The sequence below is a fragment of the Vreelandella halophila genome (genome assembly GCF_009856365.1).
In the GTDB taxonomy this organism is placed as follows: Bacteria; Pseudomonadota; Gammaproteobacteria; order Pseudomonadales; family Oleiphilaceae; genus Halospina; species Halospina utahensis_B.
The window spans coordinates 202,823-214,327 of record NZ_WMEX01000002.1 but is presented as its reverse complement, the minus strand read 5'-3'; the positions used below and the strand labels follow the sequence as shown (position 1 = coordinate 214,327).

Genomic DNA, 11,505 nt, shown 5'->3' with positions numbered 1-11,505 from the left:
GCGAATGCTATTGAGTCCCCATAAGGCTGTCAATGCCCTGCATCACACCTTAAGACTTCCGCATTGACCGCGTAAGTCGCCCTTGGCTAGACTCCTCCGCGCTACTGCAAGGAAAGGGATTCCGGCATGGACGCAACACGGATTCAGCCCCACACGGACAAGATCGGGGCGAACAACCATACCCTCACAGGCACTCCCGAGCGCCACCCGCGGCTGAACCAGCGCCTCAAGGACCGCTACCGGATCGAGGCACTGATCGCCTCGGGCGGCATGAGTGATGTTTACCGGGCCGTGGACGAAAACCTTGAACGGGCCGGTTCCAATGACTGCCAGGTGGCGGTCAAGATCCTTCGCCAGGCCCTGACACACGACCCCGACGCCGTATCGATGCTGGCCCGGGAAGCCGCCCGCTCCATGCGTCTGGCCCACCCCAACATCATCCGGGTCAAGGACCTCGAGCAGGACGGCGAGACCTGGTTCATCGTGATGGAACTTCTGGAAGGAGAACCACTTTCCCGCCTCATCCAGCGCCACCGGCCGAGAGGGCTGCCCTGGAAAGGCTGTCGCTGGATCATCCGCCAGGTTCAGGATGCGCTCCGCTACTCCCATGACCAGGGCATTGTCCATGCCGACCTCAAACCCTCCAACGTCTTCCTGACGCGGGACGGTCAGGTGAAGCTGCTGGATTTCGGGGTGGCCCGCGCCCTCAAGCCCCAGCGCCAGATGGAGGATTACCTCGCGCCACGCCAGCAGGACGAGACCCGGATGTTCGGCTACACCCCGGCCTACGCCTCGCCCTCCCTGATGGCCGGCAACGAGCCCACGGCCCGGGATGACCTGTACGCGCTGGCCTGCATCACCTACGAACTGGTTAGCACCCGCCACCCGTTTGACCGGCGGGAACTGACCGACGCCGAAAGGGCCGATTACCCCCTTAAGCGCCCCAGACACCTCCCCAGGCGCGTCTGGCGCGTTATCCGGCCCCTGCTGCGCCAGAGCAACCCGGACTCAAGCATGGCCACCTGGGCACGCGCGGTCAGCCCCCCGCGCTGGCGGGTCCCCGTGGCCGCGGCCACCGGCGGACTTCTGGCCAGCCTGACCCTGGCCGGCGCCCAGGCCGGCCTGGGCATGGGCATGGGCACCGACAAGAATCTGTCCTTCGAGGACCGTCTCGAGGACCTGGGATTGCTGTCTGACGAAACCGGGGCCCGCCAGGTCCTGACCACCCTTCCCGCGCTTCCGGAACTGGCACGCCATGCCGTGCTGAGGCAACGCGAACCCATGCTGAGCAACTACTACACCCGGGCCATCGAGCAGGGGACCCAAGCCCTTCAGGAGGGCGAACTTGAACGGATTCCGGAAACGCTCGACACGGTTGCAAAAGCCGAACAGCATTACCCGAATCACGCCACCATCACCGAATACCGCGAGCAGTTCCTGCAGCGTCGCGCCTCACTGGTGAACGCCCTGCAGGACCAGTGGCGCCAGCAACTGGCCCGGGGTGACTTCATGGCAGGGGACACGCTCCAATCCCTGACAGACCTTCATGACCGCCTTGCCCTGCTGGCAGCGGAAATCCCGGAACCGGGTCCGGACATCAGGGGGAACTATCGAGCCGCGCTTGAGCGTGCCATGGCGCAACATGACACGTCCGGGCTCGCGAACCTGGTGGCGATGGGCGACAGGGTATTCCGGAAGGATCAGAATCTTGCGGCCCTCCTGGCCTGGGCCCGTGTGCAGGCTGGTCTATCGCCGGGCAAGACGGCCCCGGAGGCTGCCACGCGGGCGCCGGAACAGCAATTGAAGAGGCTGGAAGAAGCGATTGCTGAGGCCGGGAGCGTCGCGGAACTGGATGCTGTCTTCAAGCAAGTACAGGCCCTGACCGGTGATACAGAGAACACAGCCGGATTGCGTGAATTGCGCCAGAGCCTAGCGAACCGCTACATGCAGCAGGCAGGGGAAAGACTGGATGAGCGGCGGCTGGAATCAGCCGGCCCCCTTCTGGAGCGGGCGACCAACCTGGCGCGGCAGGCCCAGGCATCGCCCTGAATCCCGCGCCTCAGCCGTGTTTCTGCTTCATACTTTCCAGCAGATCCACGTACTGCTGCATGGCATCCTCGGAGCCGGTGCCCTTGAGCTTTTCCCAGGCGCTGTACTTGGCCCGGCCCACCTGATCCAGCATGCCGGGTTTCTTGCCCTTCACATCGCCTTCGGTGGCCTGCTTGTACAGTGCATAGAACTGGAGCTTGAGGTCATTGGAGGGTTTGAAGTCCCCCTCCGCGGTCTGAACGTAGTTGACGGCTTCGTCGAACTGCTGTTTCAGGTCACTCATGCGCTACCTCTTTGTTATCGGTCGTTTTCCCGGAAACTACCAGAAAAACCCATGAATGACACTGGCCGTTACTCCCGCACCTGTGTGCTGGTGGTGGAACCGGGATCGTAGGTACGGTTCTGGAATCCGGGGTACTGGACCTGCGGCGGCGTTGCGGGTCTGTCCATGATGGGCCCGATCAACTGCTCCCACTGGCGTTCCAGCTGGCTCCGCTCCAGATTCAGGGCCCGGCGCAGATCATCACTCAGGTACACAGGCTCCACCAGGACCTCCGTATCCGGGCCTACCAGGCCAGCGGAGGGCGGCCCCAAGGCACCCCGGATGGTGGTGTCCCCCAGCTGTTCCTCGCCCACCGGTGTGAACTGGATGCTTTCAGGAGTCGAGCGCTCACGCGGGGTAGCCAGGGTGCTTTCACCATCCTCGGCAGCCTCCTGTGCCCAAAGCGCACCTGTAAACGCCATCATGAGGCCGCTGAGCCAGTAAACGTGACTGCGGTGTTGGGCCGGCATACCGGATGCTCCCTATCCAGCGGATTCAGAGCCCCATGATACCGCGCCTGCGGTCAGAAAATCGCCAACACGCTCGCATTCCCGGCATTCAGGGATAATCAATCGCCGTGATGATCCACAGCCGTTCGCCGTCGCTGGTGTTCTGCACTACTTCGTCATCCAGGCGTTTCCGCAACATGGCCCTGGCAAAGGGCGCATCCACGCTCAGCAGCCCCTGGCTCACATCGAACTCATCAGGCCCGACCAGACGGTAGCGTACCTCCTCGCCCGTTTCGTCGTCCTCCAGCGTGACCCAGGCACCGAAGAAGACACGGCTGGTGTCATGGGGAGACTCCCGCACCACCGTCAGCTCGTCCAGGCGTTTGCTGAGAAAGCGCACCCGGCTGTCGATTTCGCGCAGCTGCTTTTTGCCGTAGATGTACTCGGCATTCTCGGAACGGTCCCCCTGAGCGGCCGCCTCCTTGACGGCCTGAGTCACCGCCGGGCGTTTCTCTTTCCAGAGATAGCGCAGCTCCTCTCGCAGGGCCCTTTCGCCCTCGGGTGTGATGTAAAGGGAACCGCGTTCGCGCGGTGGCCGGTAACGCCCCATGACTCCTCCCGTGGATTACTGGTCCATAATGGCGGTTGTTAGGTTGTGCACTCTAATCATTCGCAGTAGTCTTCCGCCAGACTGAAGCAGGAACCCAATCAGAGGTGATTCCCATGGATACCAAGAAACTGACAGCAGTGGCGCTGAACGGCCTTGATCGTGTCGGCTATGAACTCGAAAACTTCGGCATCACCAACCGGGTCAACCGTCATACCCTGGCGGCCCTGATGATGGCTGAAAAGAACCGGTTCGAGGGGGAAATGGACAGCCTGAACGCCCGCACGGCACGCTACCGGGCGATCGCCGAGAATGCGGCCGAACTGGCGTTCCGCCCGGCTCGCGCCGCGACCGAAACAGTCCGCGGCCTGATCAGTGGCAAGAGCGCCTGACCCCGTCAAGCCCCTGTTACTGCTCCCGTTCGCCACTGTCCCCGGACGGTGGCTGAGCCGGGAGATAGAGCGTGACCTTGAGCCCCGGCCTTTCGGCACCGGGCTCGGCATCCGACAGGCCAATATGGCCCTCGTGCAGCTCCACCACGGCACTCACCAGACTGAGCCCGAGTCCGTTACCGGGCTGTGACCGGCTCTTGCCCACCCGGTAGAAGCGACCAAAGATGTTCTCCTTTTCGTGGTCCGGCACGCCATCGCCGCTATCCGCCACCTCCAGGACCGCCTGACCGCCTTCACGCCGCACCGCCACCCCGATACGCCCCCCTTCGTCGGTGTACTTGATGGCGTTGTCGATCAGGTTGCTGACCGCCTGGAACAGAAGGTCCCGGTCGCCAAGCAGCGACACCTCCTCCCCGACCTCATAGTCAAGAACCTGGTCTTTCTCCTCGGCCAGTGCCTCGTAGAGTTCAACCGCATCCGTTACCAGTGTGCCCAGCTCCAGCGGCTCGCTCTGCAGCGTCTTGCCACCGGTCTCCAGCCGCGCAATGCGCAGCAGGGCGTTGAAGGTCCCGAGCAGCTGGTCCGCTTCGGCCACGGCCTCGCCCACCTGGTCCTGGACATCGGGGTCCTTGAGATTGATCAGGGTATTCTCGAGCTGACTCCGGAGCCGGGTCAGTGGTGTCCGCAGGTCGTGGGCAATGCTGTCTGATACATGCCGGATGCCTTCCATCAGGTACTCGATGCGGTCGAGCATCTGGTTGAGATTGTCCGCCAGCTGGTCAAAGTCGTCCTGAGTCCCGCGCGTGGGCACACGCTGGGAAAGATCGCCGTGCATGATCCGGTAGGCGGTCTGGTTGATCACCTCGATCCGCCGCGTGGTGCTCCGGCTCATGAGGAAACCGCCGATCAGCGCCAGACCCAGGGAAATCCCCATCCCCCAGTTCATGGCCGTCTCGATCAGGCTTTTAACACGGGTGAGTTCGCTGATGTCCTGCCCCACGAGCAGGCGCAGTCCGCCCTGGACCTCGAACACCCGCGCCCTGGCCCGTCGCTCTTCATCCTCATAGCCCATGGACTCATCCAGGGTGAAGTCGATCCAGCCGTTGTCCGTGCGTGCGCTCTCCGGCCACTTGGGCAGGTTGCCGGCAAGCTTGAGATAGTCCTCGGTGGCAAAAAGGTACAGGGACTGGCCGTCCGGATCGCGTGCCACCCGTTCCCGTACCACGTTCATCAGGCCATTGATGCCCCGTGACCGGTACTGCTCCGCCAGACCGGCGATTTCCGCCTCAATGGTCTGGTCGGTCTGCTCCATCATGAACCCGGCAGTGCGCCAGTAGATGAACGCCAGCAGTATGAACACGGAGGTGGCGAACACCACCATGTAGAGCATCGCGACCTGGAACGTGGAGGTTCGGAGCTGGCTAAGTATCGTCACGAAGCATGTACCCGGCGCCACGGATGGTCTGCAGCAACGGTTTCTCGAACCCTTTGTCGATCTTGGAACGCAGGCGGCTGATGTGCACATCAATGACGTTGGTCTGCGGGTCGAAGTGGTAGTCCCAGACCTTCTCCAGCAGCATGGTGCGGGTCACCACCTGATCGGCATGGCGCATCAGGTATTCCAGCAGCCGGAACTCGCGGGGCTGGACGTCGATGTTCATGCCATTGCGTTTGACGGTCCTGGCCAGCAGGTCCATCTCCAGGTCCGCCACTTTCAGCACCGTTTCGGTCTCGCCACCGCTGCGGGCCCGCCGCGCGAGCACATCCAGCCGAGCCAGCAGCTCAGTGAAGGAGAACGGCTTGGTGAGGTAGTCATCACCGCCTCCGCGCAGTCCTTCCACCCGGGCGTCCACATCACCCAGCGCGCTCAGGATCAGCACCGGGGTCTGGTTGCCGGTGGCACGGATGGTCTTGATGATGTTGAGGCCATCCATTCCCGGCAGCATCCGGTCGATGATCATCACGTCGTAGTCCCCCGACGCTGCCATGGTCATGCCTTCCTTGCCGTCGGTGGCATGGTCGACCACATAGTCGCTCTCACGGAGCCCCTTGTTCAGATAATCCGCCACATCCTGATCGTCTTCAATCACCAGTACACGCACCCCGAAATCCCCCTTTTCAAAAGGCTATGAAAAACATTAACAGATCGCCTGCAGGTTACGGGCGAGGTACCTTACCGGCAAAGTTACCATGTTTTAAGGCTGATAGGCCCCAAACAGAAAGGCCGCTCCCGGAGGAGCGGCCTTTCTCAACAGATGCGCGACTGACGGCGGCGTTCAGGCCACCATGCTGGTGCGGATCTTCTTCATGGCGTTTTTCTCGAGCTGGCGGATCCTTTCGGCGGAAACGCCATACTCATCGGCCAGCTCATGCAGGGTGGCCTTGTTCTCACCAAGCCAGCGCCGGCGCAGGATATCCTGACTGCGTTCGTCCAGCGCCGACAGAGCGTGGCCGAGCCGTTCACTGGAGTCCTGACTCCAGTCGGCCTGCTCCAGCTGAGTGGCAGGGTCCTGGCGCTTGTCGTCCAGATAGTGAACGGGCGCCTGCCAGCCAGTCTCGTCGTCGTCATCCGTCGGCGCATCAAAAGCCATATCGTGGGAGGCCATACGGCCTTCCATCTCACGGACAACCTTCGGTTCAACGCCCAGATCCTTCGCCACAGCCTCGGTCTCATCGTTGTTGAGCCAAGCCAGACGCTTCTTGGAGCTGCGCAGATTGAAGAACAGCTTCCGCTGAGCTTTGGTGGTGGCCACTTTCACGATGCGCCAGTTGCGCAGGATGAACTCGTGGATCTCGGCCTTGATCCAGTGCACGGCAAAGGAAACCAGGCGCACGCCATAGCCCGGATCAAAGCGCTTGACCGCCTTCATCAGGCCAACGTTGCCCTCCTGGATCAGGTCCGCCTGGGCCAGGCCATACCCGGAATAGCTGCGTGCAATGTGAACCACAAACCGCAGATGCGACAGAACCATCTGCCGTGCGGCTTCGATATCCCCGTGCTCCTGAAACCGCTGGGCCAGGTTCTGTTCCTCGTCCACGCTCAGGACCGGAATCTGGCTGACGGTCTGGATGTAGCTCTCCAGGTTGGCACCCGGCACCAGATTGTGACTGAGCTGAAGTTCTGTACCCATGGTGCTCCCCCTCTGTTCATTGTCTCCCGACAAAGAGTCTGAATCCAATATATGATCATTTAATACGTTTTCAAGCCCCGTATGTCTATACGGAGTATCCCGGACAGGGGATCATTCCGGTTCCACGGCCCGGAGATGACGGTGCACCGCCCACCAGGCCCCGAGCCATCCCAGCACAACAGCGCAGCCGAGCAGAAGAACCACTTCATCGATGCCCGGCCTCTGGAGTTCAAACCCACTGTTGTAGAGCTCCGCCAGGCGACCAACCGGACCGCTCAGCCACCAGAATGCCACTTCCACCAGCCACCACGCCAGCAGCCCCCCCAGTGCGCCGTACCAGAGGCCGGTGTAGAGGAAAGGCCGGCGCACGAAACTGTCCGTGCCTCCCACCAGGCGTGCCACGATGATCTCGCGACGACGGCTCTCGATCGCCAGGCGGACGGTATTGGCAATGACCAGAACCACGCCCACCACGAGCAGCAGCGCCAGCGCCTGGGTGGCCCGGCCGAGCACCTCCGCCATGGCGTTGAGACGCTGCAACCAGGCCAGATCCAGCTTTACCTCGTCGACTCCGTCCGCCTGACGCAGGCGTTCCGCCAGGTCTTCCAGAGCAGAGGCTTCCCGGTAGGCACGGTCCGGCGTCAGCACCAGGGTATGCGGCAACGGATTTCCATCCAGAAAGTCCAGCGTGCCGCTGAGTCCTTTGCTGGAGCGCATGGTTTCCATGGCCTCATCCCGCGGGATGACCGTCACATCACCCACCGCGGCGTTCTCAATCCAGCGGTCGGCCAGTGCCTCCGCCCGCTCTATGCCCGCGTCCGGGGTGAGATAGACACTCAGGCGGCCAGCCTGCTCCCAGCCGCCACCAATCTGCTGGATGCTGGCCATAATCAGGAACAGGGCCGTGGGCAGGGCCAGCGCAATCCCCATAACAAGCCCTGTCATCAGGCTGGACAGCGGTGCGTTGCGCAGGCGGGCCGCACTGTCGCGCGCTGAGCGCCGGTGGTGGCTGAACCAGCTGCGGAGCTGGTCCCGCCAGGGCGTGCGGGCTTTGGCGGCACCACGGGAGGTCTGCTGGCGTGTTTCAGCCATGCCGGGTCTCCAGCGCCGTCGGCAGACCATCCTGAACCAGTTCACCACCGGAAAGCTCCAGCGTGCGCTGAGCCATGGTCTCAATCAGTCCGATATCATGGGTCGCCACCATCACGCAGACGCCCACCCGACTGAACTCCCGGAACAGGTCCATGATCTCGGAAGAAAGGGCCGGATCCAGGTTACCCGTCGGCTCGTCAGCCAGCAGCAGTGGCGGCTTGTTCACCACCGCCCGGGCAATGCCCACACGCTGCTGCTCGCCGCCAGAAAGGCTGATGGGATTGAGCTGCTCCTTTTTCAGCAGGCCCACCTTGTCCAGCGCCGCCCGCACACGCCGGCCAATCTCGTTGGGCGGCACGCCCGTCACCTGCAGGGGCATGGCCACGTTATCGAAGACGGTGCGGTCAAAAAGCAGCTGGTGATCCTGGAAGACAACCCCGATATGGCGGCGGATATAGGGAATGCGCCGGCGCGGGGTCTTCTCCAGCGCCTGCCCACCCACCAGGACCTGGCCAGCAGTGGCGCGCTCCATCAACATGATGAGCTTGAGCAGGGTGCTCTTGCCGGCGCCGGAATGGCCGGTGAGAAACGCCATTTCCCCGCGCCCGAGCGCGAAGCTCACACCCCGCAGCGCCGTGAACTGCTGCTCATAGCGCTTGGTTACCTGGCGGAATTCAATCATCGCGCCTCATCTTCCGGGAGCCGGATCATTCCCGACCGTCGAACAGCGCCTGCACAAACTCGTCCGCGGCGAAGGGGCGCAGGTCGTCGGCCGTCTCACCCACGCCGATGTAGCGTATCGGCAGTCCCAACTGACGCGCAATGGCGAAGATGATGCCACCCTTGGCGGTGCCGTCGAGCTTGGTCAGGGTCACACCGCTCACGCCCACAGCCTCCTGGAACGTCTGGGCCTGGCTGAGCGCGTTCTGGCCGGTGCCCGCATCCAGAACCAGCATGATCTCGTGCGGTGCCTCGGGGTCGAGTTTCTTCATGACCCGAACGACCTTGGCCAGCTCGTTCATCAGGTTGTCCTTGTTCTGGAGCCGGCCGGCGGTATCGGCGATCAGCACGTCCGTGCCCTTGGACTGGGCGGACTCCAGCGCGTCATAGATGACGGAGGCGCTGTCGGAGCCGGTGTGCTGGGCCACCACCGGCACGTTATTACGCTCACCCCAGACCTGGAGCTGCTCCACGGCAGCGGCACGGAAGGTGTCACCGGCCGCCAGCATCACACTCTTGCCATCCCTCTGGTAGCGCTGTGCCAGCTTGCCGATGGTGGTGGTCTTGCCCACACCATTCACGCCGACCATCAGGATCACGAAGGGCTTGTTCTCCGTCTCCGGTTCCAGGGGCGTGGTGCAGGGCTCCAGAATGCCGTGCAGCTCCTCGCGCAGGGCCTGGAAGAGCGCGTCCGAATCCCTGAGTTCGCTGCGTTCGAGCTTTTCCGTGAGGCTGTCGATGATCTCGGTGGTCGCCGTCATCCCCACGTCGGCGGTGAGCAGCAGGTTCTCGATCTCCTCGAGCAGGTCCCGGTCGATCTTCTTGTTGCTGGCAAACAGGCCGGCCAGGCCGTCCGCCAGCTGGCCACGGGTACGGCCCAGGCCCTCGCGCATGCGCTGGAAGAAGCTGACCGGCTCCTCGGGTTCCGGTTCGGGAGCCGGGGCCGGTTCAGCCTCAGCAGGCGCCGGCTCTGAAGGTGCTTCCGCCTCGGGAACCTGTGCCGGCGCTTCTGCCGCTGACTCCCGTTGCTGGCGTTCAGGCGGCCTGGGCGGCCTCGGAATCTGCTGCCGGCTTCGCACCAGGTCCACCACAAACCAGGCGACAAGAAGCACGAAGAGGGCGTTGAAAATCAGTTCTGCGTTCATGGCGTTCAATCCTGCCCATGGTTCATCGGTGCCATTGGCCGACCATCGGGGAAACTGGTCGGGCGCGGTCAAGGCGGGTTATTCTACCGGCCCGCAACAGGGCCGTCCAAAAAGCGAACACAGCATGGCATCACGCAACCAGCGCCGGGGCCGGCGTAACGACCAGGGCCAGGTCCGCCTGATCGGCGGTGACTGGCGCCGCCGCACACTCACCTTCCCTGCCGTGGACGGCGTCCGCCCCACGCCGGACCGGGTGCGCGAGACCCTGTTCAACTGGCTCATGCCGGTCATGCCGGGCAGCCACTGCCTGGACCTGTTCGCCGGCAGCGGGGCCCTTGGGCTGGAGGCCCTGTCACGCGGGGCAGAGAGCGTGACCTTTGTGGAGCAGAGCGCCGACCTGAGCCGTGCACTCCATCAGAACCTGACCACCCTCGAGGCAAGCGGAGGGTCCGTGACCAGGCAGGACGTCCTGAACTGGCTCAGGACGCCGGAACAAACCAGGCCCTACCGGATTGTGTTCATGGACCCGCCCTTCCGGGCCGGCCTGATCGAACCGGTCTGTCAGGCCCTGGCAGCCTCCGGCCTGCTCGCGGACAATGCCCGCGTCTATGTGGAACACGAAAGCGATCACGAGCCCTCTGTGCCGCCGGACTGGACTCTGGCCCGGCGCAAACAGGCGGGCCAGGTCGCCTACAGCCTGTTCGAGGTGGCCTGACCCATGCCGGAACTGCCCGAAGTCGAAACCACCCGGCGCGGTGTCGCTCCCTGGCTGGAGGGTGTGACGCCCCCGGAGGTGCGTATCCACAACCCATCCCTGCGCTGGCCTATTCCGGCGGACTTACCGGAGCAGCTGATCGGCACGCCCATCACCGCGGTGGGCCGGCGCGCCAAGTACCTGCTCCTGCGCAATGCACGCGGCGCCGCCCTGGTACACCTGGGCATGTCCGGCAGCCTGCGCCTGAGCCCGCCGGAGGAACCCCGTCGGCTCCACGACCATGTGGAGATACCGCTGGCAGAACGGATTCTGCGGTTCAACGACCCGCGCCGCTTCGGGGCCTGGCTCTGGAGCACGGACCCGGAACAGCACCCATTGCTCGCAAAGCTCGGCCCGGAGCCACTGGAGCCGGACTTTGACGGCGACCACCTGTACCGGCTGAGCCGGGGCCGCCGGGCCTCGGTCAAGGCGTTCATCATGGACGCGGCGATCGTGGTGGGCGTGGGCAACATCTACGCCTCCGAGGCCCTGTTCATGGCCGGCATCCACCCCCAGCGCCCGGCCGGCCGCGTGGGTCGGGCGCGCTACCGCAGGCTGGCGGAGGCCATCCGCGAGGTTCTGGCGAATGCCATTGAGCTGGGTGGCACCACCCTGCGCGACTTTACGGACAGCCAGGGCAACCCCGGTTACTTCCGTCAGTCACTGACTGTCTACGGCCGCGAGGGCGAACCCTGCCACCACTGCGGACAGCCGCTGCGACACCGGGTTATCGGCCAGCGCGGCACGGTCTTCTGCAGCCGCTGTCAGCGCTGAGTCCGCTTCCGATAGCGTCAGGACTTGAAAAAACGCGTATCTGGGCCATAGTGGAGGCAGTATCACACAG

Annotated in this window: 13 protein-coding genes; 4 read left to right on the top strand and 9 right to left on the bottom strand. The window is 63.7% G+C overall.

Annotation, left to right across the window (positions count from 1 at the left end; all coding sequences use genetic code 11):
* Positions 1 to 126: 126 nt before the first annotated feature.
* A complete protein-coding gene (locus tag GLW01_RS04335; protein ID WP_160898241.1) occupies positions 127 to 2,049 on the top strand; it encodes a serine/threonine-protein kinase in 1,923 nt (640 codons plus the stop codon).
* Between the two features lie 10 nt (positions 2,050 to 2,059).
* On the opposite strand, the gene GLW01_RS04330 is transcribed toward GLW01_RS04335, so the two are convergent.
* The 3 genes from GLW01_RS04330 to greB form a co-directional block, all read right to left on the bottom strand.
* Complete coding sequence (locus tag GLW01_RS04330) at positions 2,060 to 2,332, bottom strand: acyl-CoA-binding protein (RefSeq protein ID WP_151440073.1); 273 nt, start codon at positions 2,330 to 2,332, stop codon at positions 2,060 to 2,062.
* Between the two features lie 68 nt (positions 2,333 to 2,400).
* Positions 2,401 to 2,841 carry a hypothetical protein gene (locus GLW01_RS04325; RefSeq protein ID WP_151440074.1) on the bottom strand — a complete coding sequence of 147 codons (441 nt, stop codon included), beginning with the start codon at positions 2,839 to 2,841 and terminating at the stop codon, positions 2,401 to 2,403.
* An 88-nt stretch (positions 2,842 to 2,929) separates the two neighbouring features.
* Positions 2,930 to 3,430 carry a transcription elongation factor GreB gene (greB, locus tag GLW01_RS04320; RefSeq protein ID WP_151440075.1) on the bottom strand — a complete coding sequence of 167 codons (501 nt, stop codon included), beginning with the start codon at positions 3,428 to 3,430 and terminating at the stop codon, positions 2,930 to 2,932.
* A gap of 113 nt (positions 3,431 to 3,543) precedes the next feature.
* On the opposite strand from greB, the gene GLW01_RS04315 reads away from it, so the two are divergent.
* Complete coding sequence (locus GLW01_RS04315; protein ID WP_095616226.1) at positions 3,544 to 3,819, top strand: hypothetical protein; 276 nt, start codon at positions 3,544 to 3,546, stop codon at positions 3,817 to 3,819.
* Between the two features lie 16 nt (positions 3,820 to 3,835).
* Here GLW01_RS04315 and GLW01_RS04310 read toward each other — a convergent pair whose 3' ends face one another.
* From GLW01_RS04310 to ftsY, 6 genes are all read right to left on the bottom strand, one after another.
* Positions 3,836 to 5,254, bottom strand: a complete 1,419-nt coding sequence (locus GLW01_RS04310) for a HAMP domain-containing sensor histidine kinase (RefSeq protein WP_151440076.1) — start codon at positions 5,252 to 5,254, stop codon at positions 3,836 to 3,838.
* The gene (locus GLW01_RS04305) at positions 5,241 to 5,921 is read right to left on the bottom strand and encodes a response regulator transcription factor (protein ID WP_151440077.1); all 681 of its coding nucleotides are present in this window, start codon (positions 5,919 to 5,921) and stop codon (positions 5,241 to 5,243) included. The genes GLW01_RS04310 and GLW01_RS04305 overlap by 14 nt, the downstream gene beginning before the upstream one ends.
* Before the next feature lie 174 nt (positions 5,922 to 6,095).
* Positions 6,096 to 6,950 (bottom strand): RNA polymerase sigma factor RpoH, encoded by an 855-nt coding sequence (rpoH, locus tag GLW01_RS04300; RefSeq protein ID WP_095616223.1) that lies wholly within the window; start codon positions 6,948 to 6,950, stop codon positions 6,096 to 6,098.
* A 111-nt stretch (positions 6,951 to 7,061) separates the two neighbouring features.
* Positions 7,062 to 8,042 (bottom strand): permease-like cell division protein FtsX, encoded by a 981-nt coding sequence (gene ftsX, locus GLW01_RS04295; RefSeq protein ID WP_151440078.1) that lies wholly within the window; start codon positions 8,040 to 8,042, stop codon positions 7,062 to 7,064.
* Positions 8,035 to 8,724, bottom strand: a complete 690-nt coding sequence (gene ftsE / locus GLW01_RS04290; protein WP_151440079.1) for a cell division ATP-binding protein FtsE — start codon at positions 8,722 to 8,724, stop codon at positions 8,035 to 8,037. Before ftsE ends, ftsX begins: the two co-directional genes overlap by 8 nt.
* Before the next feature lie 25 nt (positions 8,725 to 8,749).
* A complete protein-coding gene (gene ftsY, locus GLW01_RS04285) occupies positions 8,750 to 9,907 on the bottom strand; it encodes a signal recognition particle-docking protein FtsY (RefSeq protein ID WP_160898240.1) in 1,158 nt (385 codons plus the stop codon).
* Between the two features lie 124 nt (positions 9,908 to 10,031).
* Between ftsY and rsmD the strand changes: the two genes are divergently transcribed.
* Positions 10,032 to 10,622, top strand: a complete 591-nt coding sequence (rsmD, locus tag GLW01_RS04280; protein WP_160898239.1) for a 16S rRNA (guanine(966)-N(2))-methyltransferase RsmD — start codon at positions 10,032 to 10,034, stop codon at positions 10,620 to 10,622.
* 3 nt (positions 10,623 to 10,625) lie between these two features.
* Positions 10,626 to 11,435, top strand: a complete 810-nt coding sequence (gene mutM / locus GLW01_RS04275; RefSeq protein ID WP_160898238.1) for a bifunctional DNA-formamidopyrimidine glycosylase/DNA-(apurinic or apyrimidinic site) lyase — start codon at positions 10,626 to 10,628, stop codon at positions 11,433 to 11,435.
* Positions 11,436 to 11,505: the final 70 nt, after the last annotated feature.